Raw genomic sequence first — 16055 nt, 5'->3', positions numbered from 1 at the left:
AGACAAGCGAGGTGCTCAAATGGCTGGACGCTATAAAAAAGACAGGAAGCTCTTCTCCCATATCATGCCGAAATCCGCCGTCGCGGAGTCGTTCCGGACACTGCGCACGAACATAGCTTTTTCCTCCCCTGCCGGGCGGAACAGGACGATCCTGATCACCAGCCCTATCCCGGAAGACGGCAAGTCGACGGTCGTCTCCAACCTGGGGGTGGTCCTGGCGCAGGCGCAAAGCAGGGTCCTGATCGTCGACTGTGATTTGCGAAAACCCGTGATGCACAGCTGTTTCAACCTGGACAGGGACAGCGGGCTGACCAACGTGCTGGCCCGGGACCTGGACCCCGGCGAGGTCGTCAGCCCGACAGAGGTGGCGGGGCTCTACGTGATCCCCAGCGGCCCGATCCCGCCCAACCCGTCGGAATTGCTGGGCTCAGCCAAAATGGCCGGGTTTCTCGACAGGGTGGCGGAGCAGTACGACGTGGTGCTGCTTGACGCGCCCCCGGTCATTGCCGTAACAGACGCCGCCCTGCTGGCGCCCCTGGTAGACAGGGTCCTCCTGGTGCTCAAGGCCGGCTCGTCACGCATCGAAATGGCCAGGGACGCCAGGGACCAGCTGGTCAAGGCCAACGCCAAAAGCATCGGCGTGGTGTTGAACGGAGCCAGGCTGAACCGGGGGGGCGGTTACTACTATTATTACGGCGGCGAAGACGAAAAGAGAGCCGTCAATTAGCCGCGTTGAACTTATTGCCGCGCGAAAAGGCGCGGTTTTTTTTTGCATAAAGAGGAAAATCAAGGGGGCATGTAGAAAAACTCAACTCCGGCACACAAAAACCAGCTTAAAGAGGATCCCTTCGATGATCGACATCCACAGCCACATCCTGCCGGGGCTGGACGACGGCGCCGGCAGCGTGGAGGAGTCCCTGGCCATGGCCCGGCGCGCCGCCGCCGACGGCATCCGGATGATGGTGGCCACACCCCATGTGATAACAGGCCTGTACCCCAACGGCAGGGAGACCATCCTTTCCGCGGTAGAGCAGCTGCAAAGGGTTTTTGAGGACAACGGCATAGACCTGCCAATCCTGCCCGGAGCGGAGTACCGCCTGGAGCCCGACTTACCTAAGCGGATGGCGCGGGGCGAACTCCTGACCGTCAACGACGGCGGGCGCTACCTGCTGGTGGAAATGCCCGCAGCCCTCGTGCCCGACTATACCGGCCAGGTGTTCTACGAGCTCCAGCTGCAGGGCTTGACGCCCATCATCGCCCATCCCGAGCGAAACGAGGGTTTTGCCCGCGACCACGGCCTCCTCCACGAGCTGGTCTCACACGGCGCCCTGGTCCAGATTACCGCCGGCAGCCTGACCGGCCTCCTGGGCTCCGCGGCCGCGGCCAACGCCAGGGCTTTCCTCAGGCAGGGCTGCGTCCACTTTATAGCGACCGACGCGCACGCCAGCAGTGACCGGGCGCCCGTCCTTTCGACCGCCTCCAGGGAGGCGGCGCGGCTGGCAGGCGAGGAGGAAGGCATAAGCCTTGTAACCGGCAACCCGCGCCGGGCGATCCGGGGCGAGCGGATCGAGACCGGTGAAATCAAGGATTTGCGTCCAGCCGGGCGAGGCATTTTTAGCTTTTTCAGAAAATACCTTCCAAAGTAGTGTGAACCTCCCCCGCTTGTAGAAGTGGGGGCTTCAGGGAGCTTACCGGTAAGAATTTCTGGCAGCAACCTGTTCAGGTAGCCTCATCCACAAAGGATGCTTTCCTTCCTGCCGATTCTCCCGACAACAATGGTACAAACGGCTTTTGCCTCCCATCGGGCCCGGTTCCAGGCTTCTACTACTTTCTACTTCTCATGAAGCAGGCCGTAGATACTTGATGTTTTCGATACTCCAATCCAGTGCGCGAATCTCGCCATATTTGTGCTTGGCGTAGATATTCCTTGCGCCATGCACATCCCGGTGGCATGTGTACCCGCAATGACACTGATACATCCTGCCGGAAGGCTTCTTCTTCCGACCGCAGACAGGGCATGTCTGCGTAGTGTAACTCTCATCAATCTTGATCAGGTCGATACCAAGAGCAGCCAGCTTGTATGTAAGGTAAGCCAGCAACAACCCGAATGGCCATTGGCTCATCTTTTGGTTTAAGCCGCGGGAATGACGTTTCTGCTTAAGGTTTTTCTTATTGCGCCTGGACGTGTTCCTTTGCACGCCCTCTACGTCGCCGACTACGGTTGTTTTGACCCCCTGGTCGTTGGCCCAGGCGACAAACTTGTGGCTCATCTTGTGCAAAATGTCCCGCTGCTGGTTGTCCGTCTTGCTGCCTATGCGAGCAATGGCACAGGTGTATTTCTTCCACTTCCGGCTGCCTTTTTTGCACCGGCTGCGCTTTTGGTATATTTCCTTGAATTTCTTGTTGCGCAGCCGTTTGACACTGCGCAGTTTCCGGGATGTGACAACCAACGCCTCACCCGTGTCGGCTACAGCGGCAATCCCATGAATTTCGCCCATATCGATGGCGGCGATGCCTCGATTGAGGTTTTCCCGGGGCTGGGTACCATCATCGTAGCTTATCGCCAGTGTCAGCTTGCGGTCCCAGACAAGTTCAATCTCTTTGACTTTTCATGGAGGGATGCGGTGGACATGAACAATGATAGGTTTCTCCCGTTTACCGTTGTGGATGCCCATGGATAGCTCGATCTTGCCGTTAGGCTGGATGGTGAAACCGTCTTTTTTCCACCGGGTCGGGTAATTCTTTTTCTGCCGCCATGGGTAGCGGACATGTCCATGCCCTGCTTGTTTGGCTCTGTTGGCGTTGGTCCTGGCATCCAGGTAGCGTTCCTGCACAGCTTGGATACTCTGGCTATGCAGATGATACCGACCCTTAGTAAGTTTTTGCAAGTCATTCTTGCCGATCCACTTACCGTTGGTTTTGTGGTATTCCCTGGCATAGTTGAGGCAGTCGTTCCATGCTTTTGCCGATTCCCGGTTGCAGGCAAACAATCTGTCCATCTCGTGTTTTGATGTCCGGAAAGTGGTCTTAAGAACGCGTATCATAGCTTTTCACCTCTTTTTATCGCGTATCGACCACTTTCATTGTACCACAAAATGCCAGCGATTGGAACATATGTTCTGGAACAGGAACCGGCATTCATCCCCGCTTTGGAAGTGGGGGTCTTCTGCCGAGAGATGATAAATTTTTTTTATCTGGTAATTTCTTTTTTTTGTTACCTTTTTTTGTTACCTTTTTTTGTTACCCTTGAAGGAGTAGACAAAGCCATGTCGAAATATAACAATTGAGGAAAAAGAACAATATCATATGCAGGCTGAAGGTGATGAAGCTGGTATCTTATTTTGGGCGTCTGAAACCAGTTTGAGCCAGTGACGCAACCGGCAGCTCCTTCTGCTGGTTTTTTGTTTTTTCCCATATGCTTTAACGCGGCAATACTGGAGGTAAGAAGCGTTTGCCCAATCAAAACACCCCGGCCGGTATCGACGGGCAGGAAATAGACCTGCGCGTGTACATACAACTCCTGAAAAAGCGCCGCGCCCTGGTCGTCCTGCTCCCCCTGCTGGCGGCGCTTGTAAGCGCCATTTTGAGCTTCTTTGTGCTGAAGCCCGTCTACGAGGCCAAGACCGTCCTCCTGGTCACCCAGGCGGCGGACAAGCTGCAGACGACGACCCGGAGCAATGACCCGGACGATCTGCTCAATACCGTCTCCCGCATCCCCGTGCTGACCATGAACACCTACGTCGGCCAGGTCAAGAGCGACGAGCTGATGAGGCGGGTCATCGAGCAAATGGGCCTGGAGCCCTACGGTTTTACGCCCCGCAGTCTGGCTCAGCAGGTCAAGGCCTCGTCCGCCAAGGACTCCTACCTGCTCGAAGTGAGCGTCAGCAACCACGACCCGCAGCTGGCCGTGGACATCGCCAATACGCTGAGCAAGGAATTTATCGGGTCGATTACGGAGAGGAACCAGGAAGTGATGGACCGCTCCGTGGCGTTCCTGCAGCAGCAGATGGAGGAGGTGCGGAAGGAACTGGACGCCGCCACGACGCAGTCCGAGCGCGACCGCCTGCAGGGCATGCTGACGCTGTTGTCCGAGGGCATCACCAAGACGCAGATCACCCGTTCCTTCGACCTGGGCAGCACCAGCGTGGTGATCGTCTCACCGGCCATGGCGGCGGTCCGGGTCAAGCCCAACAAGCAGATGAACATAGCCGTGGCCTTTTTGCTGGGCCTGCTGGCCGCGGTGGCTCTGGCTTTCGCGCTGGAGTTCCTGGACAACACGATCAAAAACCCCGAGGACGTGGCCAGGCACCTGGACCTGCCCGTGATGGGGACGATCCCGTCCGCGGACAGCCGCGCCAGGACCTATTACGGCAGCGACTAAACAACGAGGTGCAGCAATGTCTAGAAGCGACGGGAAGGAAAGAAAGCTTTTCTCGCATATCCGGCCCAAATCGGCAATAGCGGAGGCGTTCCGGACCCTGCGGACCAATATATCTTTTTCCTCTTCCAGTGGACTGAACAGGACGATCCTGGTCACCAGCCCCGGCCCGGAGGACGGCAAGTCCACGGTTACCTCCAACCTGGGGGTGGTTATAGCGCAGGCCGAAAGCCGCGTCCTGATCGTCGACTGCGACCTGCGAAAACCTGTGATGCACAAGTATTTTGACCTGGACAACCGCGTCGGGCTCACCAACCTGCTGGTCCAGGACCTGGCTTTGGACGAGGCCGTCAACGCCACCGGGGTGGAAGGGCTCCACGTGATCACCAGCGGCCCGATCCCGCCCAATCCGTCGGAGCTGCTGGGCTCCGCCAAAATGGCCGAGATCCTGGCCCGGGTATCGGCGGAGTACGACGTGGCTCTGCTTGACGCGCCGCCGGTGATCGCCGTGACCGACGCCGCCCTGCTGGCGCCCATGGCCGACAGCGTGCTCCTGGTGCTCAAGTCCGGCTCATCGCGCATCGAAATGGCCCGGGCGGCCAGGGACCAGCTGCAGAAAGCCAACGCCAAAAGCATCGGCGTGGTGCTGAACGAAGCCCGTATGCACGGCGACGGCAACTACTATTATTACTACGGCGCCAAAGACGCCCCCTCCGAGGAAAAACAGGCCGCAGAGCCCTGAACCTGCGCAAAAATATGAGCGCAAAATTAACAATAATTCATTCGCACAGGGCGCGTCAGCGCCCAAGCCCTTTAACCAAGCTTTCTTTGTAGAATCTGTTACCTTACAGCACTGGAGTGATCACCTCTGAAAACCGGCATGAGAACAATACTCCTAATGCTCTGCGACGCCGCCATCATCAACCTGGCCATGGCCATCCCTTTCGTGCTGCGCTTTTACGAAAACGACGGCGTCAGCCAGTACCTGCGCTCCTATATAAGCCTCGCCCCATGGATAACAATAACCTTCATCGCCATATTCTACGTTTTCAAGCTCTACAACCGGATCTGGGCCTACGCCAGCACGGGCGAGCTGTTCGCGGTGATCCAGGCGGTCACGCTCGGCAGCCTGGCGGCCATCGCGATATCCTTCTTCGCCCACGCGCCGCTGCCGCGCAGCATCGTGGCCATGCACTGGGCCTTCGCCATATTGTTGATGGGGGGCTCCCGGCTGCTGTGGCGATACGCCGTGGAACACCTGAAAACCAACGGACACAAGCCGAGCCGGCGGGCCTTGATCATCGGCGCCGGCGACGGCGGGGCGATGGTGGCCAGGGAGCTGAAGGGCAGCAAGAGCAGCTTTATCCCGGTCGGCTTCATCGACGACGACCCCATGAAACGCAACGTCACCGTGCTGGGCCTGCCCGTGCTGGGCACGCGGGAGCAAATACCAGAGGTGGTAGCGCGGCTCAAGATCAGCCTGGTGGTCATCGCCATGCCCTCGGTGGAAGCTTCCGTCGTCCGGGATATCGTGGAGATCTGCCGCGGCACCAAGGCCGAGCTGAGGATATTGCCCGGCATGTACCAGATCATCGACGGCCAGGTCTCCGTGAACCACCTGCGGCCGGTGCAGCTGGAGGACCTGCTGCGCCGCGAGCCGGTGCGGGTGGACTTGAAGGAAATCGCGGGCTACCTGGGGGGCAAGACCGTCCTGATCACCGGCGCCGGAGGCTCCATCGGCTCCGAGCTGTGCCGCCAGGTGGCCGCCGTCGGCCCCAGAAAACTGGTGCTCCTGGGCCACGGTGAAAACAGCGTCCACAGCATCTGGCTGGAGCTGGAGGAGAAATTTCCCGGCGTCGCCCTGGCGATCGAGATAGCGGATATCAGGGACAAGCCCAGAGTCGAAGACGTATTCCAAACACACCGCCCCGACGTGGTCTTCCATGCCGCGGCGCACAAGCACGTGCCCCTGATGGAGCTGCACCCCGCCGAAGCGGTGAAGACAAATGTTTTCGGCACCCGCAACCTGGCGCAGGCAGCCGTCCGCTTTGGGGCGAGCGGGTTCCTCCTGATCTCCACCGACAAGGCGGTGAACCCGTCCAGCGTCATGGGCGCGACCAAGCGCATGGCCGAACTGATCATCGCCCGGGAAAATATGGCCGGCATAACAATATTCACCGCCGTGCGCTTCGGCAACGTGCTGGGCAGCAGCGGCAGCGTGGCGCCGCTTTTCAAGAAGCAGATCGCCAGGGGCGGCCCGGTCACCGTCACCCACCCCGAGATGAAGCGCTACTTCATGACCATACCCGAGGCCGTGCAGCTGGTGATCCAGGCCGGGGCCATGGCCAGGGGCGGGGAGGTCTTTGTCCTGGACATGGGCGAGCCGGTGAAGATCGTGGACATGGCCCGTGATATGATCAAGCTGTCGGGCCTGGAGCCCGACAAGGATATCCAAATCAAGTTCACCGGCGTACGGCCGGGAGAAAAGCTTTTTGAAGAACTGCTGACCGCCGAGGAAGGCTCCAGCGCCACCGAGCACAAGCGCATCTTTACCGTGCGGCCTTCACTCGTCGACGTGGAAGCGCTGGAGAGCGAGCTGGTCAACCTCTCCCGCAAGGGGCTGCAGTGCACCGCCGAGGACATCTTCAACGCGCTGGGGGCTATTATACCGAGGTTCAGGAGCTACAGGAAAGTGCAGGCTGGATAGGTTCCCGGGACATGCATGGGAAGAGTGCTTTGTTGTAATTTCAAAGGCTGATTGGACTGTATGTGGCTTGGGGCTTGCGGCAGTCTTTTTTGGTAGGGGGATGGATTGTCTATATTTGGTTATCTGATTTTCAAAACCTTAGACGATCATGCTGCTCACACACCAGCAGAAAGTGGAACCCAGCAATGTAGCCGCCATTTCAATCGCACACGGCGCGCCGGCGCCGAACTTACGTAGTCCTAATGTTACAGTATAGTTTTGTGGGAGAGTGCCGCTGTAATGGAAAACACCAAAATCAGGAACATCCCGTTCTCACCGCCGGATATTACTGACGCTGAGATAGAGGAAGTAGCAAAAGCAATGAAGTCCGGCTGGATTACCACAGGGCCGAGGACGAAGCTTTTTGAGCAAAAGATAGCTGCGTACACCGGCACGTCTAAAGCCGCAGCCTTGAGTTCGGCTACGGCGGCAATGGAGCTTACCCTACGCATCCTGGGGATCGGCGCTGGTGACGAGGTCATCACAAGCGCTTATACATATACCGCATCCGCATCTGTTATAAACCATGTTGGCGCAAAGATTGTACTTGTGGACACTGCGCCTGAGTCATTTGAGATGGACTATGACAAGCTGGCCGATGCCATAACGGAAAAAACCAAAGCGATCATCCCGGTGGATATTGCCGGCAAGATGTGTGATTACGATAAGATATTCGAGGCCGTGGAAAGCAAGCGGGAGCTTTTCCGCGCCAACAGCCTGCTCCAGGAAATTTTCAACCGTGTTATTGTCGTGGCTGATTCCGCCCACGGTTTTGGCGCGGAGCGTCAAGGAAAGAAGAGCGGCGTGGCCGCGGACTTTACCTGTTTCTCATTTCATGCCGTGAAGAACCTGACAACGGCAGAAGGCGGCGCTGTGGTATGGAGAGACGTCCCTGACCTTGAGAACGATAAGCTCTACAACCAGTACATGGTCTACTCCCTGCACGGGCAGTCCAAGGACGCTCTGGCCAAGAACAAGATTGGCGCGTGGGAGTACGACATTGTACATCTAGGCTATAAATGCAACATGACGGATATCATGGCTGCGTTCGGATTGGCACAGCTGGAGCGGTACGATGGGATGCTAAAACGCAGGCGTGAGATTGTTGAGAGATATGATCGGGCATTGCTGCCGCTGGGCGTAAAATCGATAAGACATTATGAAGACGGCAGGTCTAGCGGCCACCTCTATTTAGCTAGGATCCCAGGAATAGGAGAGGAACAGCGTAATGCATTGATAGTAAAAATGGCTGAAGCCGGAGTGTCAGCAAACGTGCATTACAAGCCGCTGCCGATGATGACTGCTTATAAGGAGCTGGGGTTTGATATAGGTGATTATCCGAATGCTTATAACCAGTATGAGAATGAGATAACTCTGCCGCTTCATACGTTGCTTAGTGATGAGGATGTGGGGTATGTGATAGAGACATTTAAAACTACTCTGGCAGATGTATTATAAACAAACTACAAGGTGTTATAAATGTACAGATACTTTTTTAAGAGATTATTTGATGTGATGTTAGCCTTAATTGCACTGCCATTCTGGTTCATTATATTGGTTGTCATCGGCCCAATCATCTATTTCCAGGACAAAGGCTCAATCTTTTATAACGCGCCACGACTGGGTAAGGACGGGAAAGTATTTAAGATGTACAAGTTTCGTTCTATGAAGATGAATTCGCCGGACATCAGAAATGAGGATGGCTCAACATTTAATTCAGAGGACGACCCAAGACTGACCAAGATAGGAAAGTTTATTCGTAAGGCCAGCCTTGATGAGACACCTCAGCTACTTAATATCATCAAAGGGGATATGAGCATTATCGGACCCAGACCGGATTTGCCGGAGCATCGTGAGCTATATGAGGGAAATGAAGAACGTAAACTGGAGGTTAGACCTGGGGTTTCAGGGTACAACCAGGCGTATTACCGGAACACAATACCTTGGAAAGAGCGCATCCAGCACGACATTTACTATATTGATCATCTGTCCTTGTGGCTTGATATAAAGATATTTTGCAAGACGGCTGTATCAGTTCTGAAGCGTGAAGATATCTATGTAGCACCTTCGTGTGGTGTTGAGGCGGGAGTGACTAAAGATAGCGTCGGAGTTGGAATGTAGAGGGGTTGAAATACCTATGAAAGATGAGGTTATAGAGAGTGCGGTCACCTTCCATGATTTGCAATGGGATACAGATTTTTTTAGTGTAACCTGTGCTAAAGCGATATTACATAAGCCGGTCACGAGATTAGAATGGGATTGCTTAAGAGAAAGGTTTGGAAACTACCAGTTCATATCTATTGAGAATCGCAATTCAGAGCCTATCAATGCCCAACTTATTGGAAGAGAGACAACGGCGTTCCTGGCTGATGTTAATATTCAGTTTAAAAAAAAGATTGACGCTCCTTCTACTATGCCGGAAGGCATTAAGATATATCAAGCAATGGAGCGGGATGAACGAATCGTTGATATGGCAGACTTCCCGTTCTCGAAGTTCACAGAAGATCCTAAGCTTGCCAGGAGGGATGGAGCAGAAGTTTACCGCCAGTGGCTGATAAATGCATTTGGGAAGGCTGACAAATTCTACGCTGTAGCTAAGGGAAGTGATGGTCAGCTCAATGGGTACTTACTGCACTCCTATTTAGATAAAACCTGCACCGTTGAGTTGATTGGCGTTTCAAGTAAACTGGCTAAAGGCGGCATCGGCTCGAGCTTAATGAAGGCTGTAGAATACGCAGCTAGTCAACGCGGGTGTGATGAACTTAAAGTCGGAACTCAGTTGCGGAATATGGGTGCCATAAACTTCTACCAAAAATGCGGTTGCAAGCAGGTGGGTTGCCACCAGGTTTACCATCTTTGGAATTTATAATAGACGATCATAGGGGATAACGTGTGCTGAAAACGAGGAAGATTGTTTTGAGAGTGCTATATATTGCGACATCATTTCCTGAGCCCTCAATAGGGGAGACGATATATACAGATTTGGCTGAGGCATTGCATGAAGCAGGCCATGAAATAACTGTAGCTGTTTCCGAACAGCCCAGGAATATGCAGCTGTCTGAAATGAAAAAGGAACGCGGTTTTGATGTTTTGAGGATCGTCACCGGCAACTATTATGATGTTGGATTTCTCGAAAAGGGGATAACTACTTTAAGAATTCCCGTATTAATGCGTCAAGCAATTAAAAAGTATCTGAGCAAAAAGGATTTTGACTTCATTTTATTTGAAGCCCCACCGGTTACAAACGCAGGATTGGTGGCGTGGGCAAAAAGGCAATTTAATTGTCCGGCATACTTAATGCTTAAAGATATCTTTCCTCAAAATGCAGTTGACTTAGGAATCCTGAAAAAGAATAGTCTATTCTTTCATTATTTCTCAATGCAAGAGAAGAAGTTATATCAAATACCAGACTATATAGGTTGCATGTCACCGGCTAACCGGCAGTATGTCTTAGAGCATAACCCTTGGCTAAATCCTCAAAAAGTGGAGATCTTCCCGAATACTAAAAAGTTATCTAATAACATAAAACCTTTTGGGGTGTCAATGAGAGAACAACTTGGTATTCCCCAGGAAGCATGTGTCTTTCTATTTGGCGGCAATATGGGGAAACCTCAGTACATTGACCTGCTTTGCGAGGCAATTAAGAGATGTAAAGATAGCCCCAGCATATTTTTCTTGTTTATTGGCAGGGGAACAGATAGATATAAATTGGAACAGACAGTTAAAGAAAACAATATTACTAACGCTCTCGTAGTTGAAGATCTACCACGTGAGAAGTATGAAAAGATTACACAAGAATGTGATGTGGGTTTAATCGTACTTGATCCAAGATTTACAATACCGAATTACCCATCACGTATTCTGTCATACATGGAATACGCAAAACCCGTATTAGCAGCCACAGACGAAGTCACAGATATTAAAGATTTAATAGAAGAAGCTCAGTGTGGTAAATGGGTGTGGTCAGGGGATACGGAAGGTTTTGTCAGCATGGTAAAAGAGATCGCTATAACTCAAGAGCTTCATAACATGGGAGCCAAAGGACGGAGATATTTGGAAAATAATTTTAACGTGAAACGATCAGTTGAAATATTAGAGAAGCATTTCAATTAGACTAATTAACGAGGTAGCGAGGCTATGTTCACAGGAAAAACATTATTAATAACCGGTGGTACTGGCTCTTTCGGAAATGCCGTACTAAATTGTTTTCTTGAAACCGACATCGGTGAAATCCGCATTTTCTCTCGGGATGAAAAGAAACAAGATGATATGCGCAAAGCGCTCCAAGATGACAAAGTCAAGTTTTACATCGGAGATGTGCGGGACTACAATAGTATAGCCTCTGCTATGTATGGTGTCGATTACATATTTCACGCTGCGGCCTTAAAACAGGTGCCGTCTTGCGAATTTTTCCCTATGGAGGCGGTCAAGACCAATATAATCGGCACTGACAACGTGCTTAATGCGGCTATAGCCTACGGGGTAAAAAAGGTAATTTGTCTGTCAACTGATAAGGCAGTTTATCCGATAAACGCGATGGGCATCTCTAAAGCAATGCTGGAAAAGGTCACAGTTGCCAAGTCACGTACTGTAGATCCGGAAAAGACTACCATATGCTGCACGCGCTACGGCAATGTCATGGCTTCACGCGGTTCGGTCATACCGCTTTTTGTCCAGCAGATTAAATCGGGTCAACCGTTAACCGTAACCGATCCCAATATGACCCGTTACCTTATGTCATTAGACGATGCAGTGGAACTGGTCGTATTTGCGTTCAAAAACGCCAACCAGGGCGATATATTTGTGCAAAAGGCGCCAGCTTCGACGATTGGCGACCTGGCCCAGGCTATAAAGGAGCTTTTCCATGCCGACAATGAGATAAGGATTATAGGTACACGCCACGGTGAGAAATTATATGAAACCTTGCTCACACGTGAGGAAATGGCACACGCAGAGGATCTGGGACGTTATTATCGTATCCCCGCCGATACCCGCAGCCTGAACTACGATAAATATTTTGTTAAAGGCGATGAACAGATAAGCTATGGCTGGGAGTATACTTCCCATAATACTGAGCGGCTGAATGTAGAACAGGTCAAGGAGTTGCTACTTACGCTTGGTTATATCAGGCATGAACTTGAGGACTGGAGAGGTTAAAATATGAAGACGGTAGTGGTTACCGGGGCTAATGGTTTTATAGGCAAAAACCTCTGCGCTACCCTGCAGCAGCAGGGTGAGTATCAATTGTTAAAAGTGACACGCAAAACAACTACTGAGGTATTATACGGTTACCTTAAAGAATGTGATTTTATCTTTCATCTTGCCGGGGTTAACAGGCCGCAAGATGAAAAGGAGTTCTTCGAAGTAAATGCTGACTTTACGGCCCAGTTAGTGCAGATATTAAAAGAAAATAACCGTAAAGTTCCCATCGTGTATACCTCCAGTATCCAGGTGGATAGGGATAATCCATATGGACAGAGTAAAAAGCTTGGAGAGCAAGCCCTTTTGGAATATGCCAAAACTGGCGCTCCGGTATATATCTACAGGCTGACTAATATTTACGGCAAGTGGAGCAGGCCGGATTATAATTCAGTGGTAGCAACCTTTTGCCATAACATAGCCAGAGACCTGCCAATTAAAATCGACAATTCGGATGCGGAGATTAACCTCTGTTATATAGACGACGTTGTGGAGGAATTCTTGAGGGCGCTGGAAGGTAATCCAACAGTGCAAGGAGATCACTGCATTGTACCGGTTAGCCATCCCATCACGGTTGGTGCTTTAGCTGACACCATACGCAGCTTTAAAGAGAGCAGAAATGACCTCTTCATTGCTGATATGTCGAACCCATTGGTGAAGAATCTATACAGCACGTATTTGAGTTTCCTGCCGGAAGATGCTTTCAGTTACCCGCTTAAAATGAATGTGGACAATAGAGGCAGCTTTACTGAAATCATCCGTACCCCGGAGCGCGGGCAGGTGTCAGTCAACATTACAAAGCCTGGTATTACGAAGGGCAATCACTGGCACCACAGCAAGAACGAGAAGTTCCTGGTGGTAAGCGGGACCGGCGTGATTAGATTTAGAAAAGTTGGGGCAGATGAGGTGCTCGAGTACCACGTCAGCGGAGATAAAATGGAAACTGTTGATATCCCACCTGGTTACACCCACAATATTGAAAACACTGGCGATACAGATTTGGTGACGATAATGTGGGCGAATGAACCATATAATCCGGAAAAGCCGGATACGTATTTCTTGGAGGTTTAGTTGTGAGCAAATTAAAGGTAATGACAATTTTAGGGACAAGGCCGGAGATTATCAGACTCTCAGCTTGTATCAAGGCATGCGATAAATATTTTAACCATATCCTAGTCCATACTGGACAAAACTGGGACTATACGCTAAACCAGGTTTTCTTTGATGATTTGGGATTAAGAGCGCCGGATTATTATCTGGACAGCGCAGGCAAAAACCTCGGTGAGACAATGGGAAATATTATTGCTAAGTCATATGAGGTGTTGCAAAAGGAAAAGCCTGATGCATTGCTTATACTTGGCGATACAAATTCCGCACTTTCTGCAATTTCGGCTAAAAGGCTGAAAGTGCCTATTTTCCATATGGAAGCGGGGAACCGCTGTTTTGACCAGAATGTTCCTGAAGAAATCAATCGCAAGATTGTGGACCATATTTCCGATATTAATCTGCCATATACGGAACATTCGAGACGGTATCTGTTAGCTGAAGGTTTTAGAAAAGAGCACATATTTGTTACAGGGTCACCTATGCAGGAGGTTTTGCAGGAGCATATGCAGAAAATCAATGCCAGCAAGGTTTTAGAGAGATTGGAGCTTCAGGCAGGAAAGTATATATTGGTTTCCGCCCATAGAGAAGAGAATATTGATAACGAAACCAACTTCATGTCCCTAATGACTGCGATTAATAATATTGCTGAGCGCTATCAGATGCCAGTTATCTATTCAACACACCCGAGGAGTAAGAAAATTATCGAGCAACGTAATTTTCAGTTCCATCCAATGGTGCAGAGTATACAGCCCTTTGGCTTTTTGGATTACAACAAGCTCCAGAAGAATGCCTTCTGTGTGTTATCCGACAGCGGCACCCTTTCTGAAGAAAGCGCCATCCTGGGTTTTGCGGGAGTATTATTGAGGACTTCCACCGAGCGCCCGGAAGTATTGGATAAAGGTACAGTCATAATAGGTGGTATTAAAGGCATTGATATAGAGCAGGCCATAGAGTTGGCCAAGGCTATGCAGGATAATGCTGAGCGAACTGTGTTGGCTCCGGATTACAAAGATGATAATGTATCGGTCAAGGTTGTAAAAATAATTCAGAGTTATACGAAGATAGTGAATGAGGTTATTTGGAGAAAGAATGAATGAAAGTACTACAAATTAATTCAGTATGTGGTGTCGGTAGCACTGGAAGAATAGTAACCGATATTCATTCGATTTTAAAAAGTAACAATATCGAAAGTTATATTGCATATGGCAGGGAGACTTCTGTTGTTGGAGATCATATTATTAAAATAGGGACCAAACCCGATTATTTCATACACGGAGGTCTCACAAGGATTTTTGACACCCATGCACTTTGGGGTTCTGCAAGAGCAACACGCGAGTTTATAAAGAAAGTTAAAGAGATAGACCCGGATGTTATACATTTACATAATCTGCATGGCTATTATATCAATATAAAGATTCTTTTTGATTATTTAAAGGAATCAGGAAAACCAGTTGTTTGGACGCTGCATGATTGCTGGAGCTTTACTGGGCATTGTGCGTATTTTAGTTATGTGCAATGTGATAAATGGAAATGGGGTTGTAATGATTGTCCTCAGAAAAGAGGTTACCCAGGAAGCCTTATATTTGATCGCTCAAAACAGAATTTCGATAGTAAAAGGGAATTGTTTACATCCCTTAGTAACATGACAATTGTGACCCCGAGTAATTGGTTGGCCAATCTGATACAGGAATCATATTTAAATAAATATCCGGTAAAAGTGATTCCTAATGGTATTGACCTAAATGTGTTTAAACCTACTGAAAGTGATTTTAGAAAAACAAATTGTTTACAGGATAAATTCATCATATTAGGTGTAGCCAATGGATGGGGTAAACGTAAAGGATATCAGTATTTCCTGGAACTTGCTGACATATTGGATGATAGCTTCAGGATAGTACTTGTTGGATTAACGAAAAAGCAAAAAGAAAGATTGCCAAAAAATATTGTTGGAATAACAAAAATTATTAAAGTGAAAGAACTTGCTAAAATTTATTCAGCTGCAGATGTGTTTATAAACCCTACACTTGAGGATAACTTTCCAACAACTAACTTGGAAAGTCTAGCTTGTGGAACCCCTTTGATAACCTTTAATACTGGTGGTGGTATTGAAAGTATTGATGAATGCTGCGGAATTGTTGTTGATAAAAGGGAGGTAACCTCGCTATTTGATGCTATCAAGCAGATAAATTATAATTATTCAACTAATTTCTGTTTAGAAAGAGCAAAATTGTTTGATAGGAGTAAGATGTTATCCAGATACCAAGATATATACGATGATTGTTATAGAAAAAGCAATCATTGATTTTATTGACAATCATGCAATGTAATTTGCTGCTCTTCGCTATACTCAGCAAGTAAAACAGTTATAGATTTATTGGTGTTATCTACCATTGCGCATATCAATTGCTAGTAACAATAACAATCTGCTCTACTAATTATTTTCCCTACCATTTCCCTGAAAAATAATTTCTCTCATTATAATTCGCACACTGAATGAGCAACCACTTCCTATCTACGGTAAAGGAGCGAATATCCTTAATTGGATGTATGTTAAAGATTAATGTTTCGCTATTAATCAGGTAATGAGAGCTGGAAATGTTTGTGATGTATAAAAATTGGTTGCCA

General features: G+C 49.8%; 15 protein-coding genes. 13 read left to right on the top strand and 2 right to left on the bottom strand.

Features of this window, described 5'->3' with window-relative positions; genetic code table 11:
* Window positions 1–19: 19 nt before the first annotated feature.
* Together Psch_RS08790 and Psch_RS08785 are read left to right on the top strand one after the other, a co-directional pair.
* Complete coding sequence (locus Psch_RS08790; RefSeq protein WP_190239917.1) at window positions 20–727, top strand: CpsD/CapB family tyrosine-protein kinase; 708 nt, start codon at window positions 20–22, stop codon at window positions 725–727.
* 124 nt (window positions 728–851) lie between these two features.
* The gene (locus Psch_RS08785; protein ID WP_190239916.1) at window positions 852–1646 is read left to right on the top strand and encodes a tyrosine-protein phosphatase; all 795 of its coding nucleotides are present in this window, start codon (window positions 852–854) and stop codon (window positions 1644–1646) included.
* Between the two features lie 192 nt (window positions 1647–1838).
* On the opposite strand, the gene Psch_RS21125 is transcribed toward Psch_RS08785, so the two are convergent.
* Entirely contained in the window at window positions 1839–2567 is a 729-nt protein-coding gene (locus Psch_RS21125; protein ID WP_282432454.1) for an RNA-guided endonuclease InsQ/TnpB family protein, read from the bottom strand.
* Between the two features lie 42 nt (window positions 2568–2609).
* Complete coding sequence (locus Psch_RS21120) at window positions 2610–3044, bottom strand: hypothetical protein (protein ID WP_243123991.1); 435 nt, start codon at window positions 3042–3044, stop codon at window positions 2610–2612.
* A gap of 407 nt (window positions 3045–3451) precedes the next feature.
* Between Psch_RS21120 and Psch_RS08775 the strand changes: the two genes are divergently transcribed.
* The 11 genes from Psch_RS08775 to Psch_RS08725 all read left to right on the top strand — a co-directional run bounded on the left by Psch_RS08775 (window position 3452) and on the right by Psch_RS08725 (window position 15732).
* Entirely contained in the window at window positions 3452–4381 is a 930-nt protein-coding gene (locus tag Psch_RS08775) for a Wzz/FepE/Etk N-terminal domain-containing protein (RefSeq protein ID WP_190239915.1), read from the top strand.
* A gap of 16 nt (window positions 4382–4397) precedes the next feature.
* Window positions 4398–5120 carry a CpsD/CapB family tyrosine-protein kinase gene (locus tag Psch_RS08770; RefSeq protein WP_190239914.1) on the top strand — a complete coding sequence of 241 codons (723 nt, stop codon included), beginning with the start codon at window positions 4398–4400 and terminating at the stop codon, window positions 5118–5120.
* 156 nt (window positions 5121–5276) lie between these two features.
* Window positions 5277–7085 carry a polysaccharide biosynthesis protein gene (locus tag Psch_RS08765; protein ID WP_243123990.1) on the top strand — a complete coding sequence of 603 codons (1809 nt, stop codon included), beginning with the start codon at window positions 5277–5279 and terminating at the stop codon, window positions 7083–7085.
* Between the two features lie 279 nt (window positions 7086–7364).
* Window positions 7365–8582: a DegT/DnrJ/EryC1/StrS family aminotransferase gene (locus Psch_RS08760; protein WP_190239912.1), complete on the top strand. Its 1218-nt coding sequence runs from the start codon at window positions 7365–7367 to the stop codon at window positions 8580–8582.
* A 21-nt stretch (window positions 8583–8603) separates the two neighbouring features.
* Window positions 8604–9245, top strand: a complete 642-nt coding sequence (locus Psch_RS08755; RefSeq protein WP_190239911.1) for a sugar transferase — start codon at window positions 8604–8606, stop codon at window positions 9243–9245.
* A gap of 16 nt (window positions 9246–9261) precedes the next feature.
* On the top strand, window positions 9262–9993 hold the full coding sequence (locus tag Psch_RS08750) for a GNAT family N-acetyltransferase (protein WP_190239910.1): 732 nt from the start codon (window positions 9262–9264) through the stop codon (window positions 9991–9993).
* Between the two features lie 23 nt (window positions 9994–10016).
* The gene (locus tag Psch_RS08745; protein ID WP_190239909.1) at window positions 10017–11237 is read left to right on the top strand and encodes a glycosyltransferase family 4 protein; all 1221 of its coding nucleotides are present in this window, start codon (window positions 10017–10019) and stop codon (window positions 11235–11237) included.
* 24 nt (window positions 11238–11261) lie between these two features.
* Window positions 11262–12281, top strand: a complete 1020-nt coding sequence (locus Psch_RS08740) for a nucleoside-diphosphate sugar epimerase/dehydratase (protein ID WP_190239908.1) — start codon at window positions 11262–11264, stop codon at window positions 12279–12281.
* Window positions 12282–12284: 3 nt separating this feature from the next.
* Window positions 12285–13394: a polysaccharide biosynthesis C-terminal domain-containing protein gene (locus tag Psch_RS08735; RefSeq protein ID WP_190239907.1), complete on the top strand. Its 1110-nt coding sequence runs from the start codon at window positions 12285–12287 to the stop codon at window positions 13392–13394.
* A 2-nt stretch (window positions 13395–13396) separates the two neighbouring features.
* Window positions 13397–14527 (top strand): non-hydrolyzing UDP-N-acetylglucosamine 2-epimerase, encoded by a 1131-nt coding sequence (gene wecB, locus Psch_RS08730; protein WP_190239906.1) that lies wholly within the window; start codon window positions 13397–13399, stop codon window positions 14525–14527.
* Window positions 14524–15732, top strand: coding sequence for a glycosyltransferase (locus Psch_RS08725; RefSeq protein WP_190239905.1), 1209 nt, complete (start codon window positions 14524–14526; stop codon window positions 15730–15732). The genes wecB and Psch_RS08725 overlap by 4 nt, the downstream gene beginning before the upstream one ends.
* The last annotated feature ends 323 nt before the right edge of the window (window positions 15733–16055 follow it).

This window comes from Pelotomaculum schinkii (assembly GCF_004369205.1).
GTDB lineage: Bacteria > Bacillota > Desulfotomaculia > Desulfotomaculales > Pelotomaculaceae > Pelotomaculum_C > Pelotomaculum_C schinkii.
The sequence above is the reverse complement of the archived record's forward strand: the minus strand, read 5'-3'. Positions and strand labels throughout refer to the sequence as shown.

Bases quoted from the DNA above. Each gene is read 5' to 3' on its own strand.
- Psch_RS08760 (WP_190239912.1), top strand. From the start codon at position 7,365: ATGGAAAACACCAAAATCAGGAACATCCCGTTCTCACCGCCGGATATT.
- Psch_RS08755 (WP_190239911.1), top strand. From the start codon at position 8,604: ATGTACAGATACTTTTTTAAGAGATTATTTGATGTGATGTTAGCCTTA.
- Psch_RS08750 (WP_190239910.1), top strand. From the start codon at position 9,262: ATGAAAGATGAGGTTATAGAGAGTGCGGTCACCTTCCATGATTTGCAA.
- Psch_RS21120 (WP_243123991.1), bottom strand. From the start codon at position 3,044: ATGATACGCGTTCTTAAGACCACTTTCCGGACATCAAAACACGAGATG.
- Psch_RS08725 (WP_190239905.1), top strand. From the start codon at position 14,524: ATGAAAGTACTACAAATTAATTCAGTATGTGGTGTCGGTAGCACTGGA.
- Psch_RS08740 (WP_190239908.1), top strand. From the start codon at position 11,262: ATGTTCACAGGAAAAACATTATTAATAACCGGTGGTACTGGCTCTTTC.
- Psch_RS08785 (WP_190239916.1), top strand. From the start codon at position 852: ATGATCGACATCCACAGCCACATCCTGCCGGGGCTGGACGACGGCGCC.
- Psch_RS08735 (WP_190239907.1), top strand. From the start codon at position 12,285: ATGAAGACGGTAGTGGTTACCGGGGCTAATGGTTTTATAGGCAAAAAC.
- Psch_RS08765 (WP_243123990.1), top strand. From the start codon at position 5,277: ATGCTCTGCGACGCCGCCATCATCAACCTGGCCATGGCCATCCCTTTC.
- Psch_RS08790 (WP_190239917.1), top strand. From the start codon at position 20: ATGGCTGGACGCTATAAAAAAGACAGGAAGCTCTTCTCCCATATCATG.
- Psch_RS08770 (WP_190239914.1), top strand. From the start codon at position 4,398: ATGTCTAGAAGCGACGGGAAGGAAAGAAAGCTTTTCTCGCATATCCGG.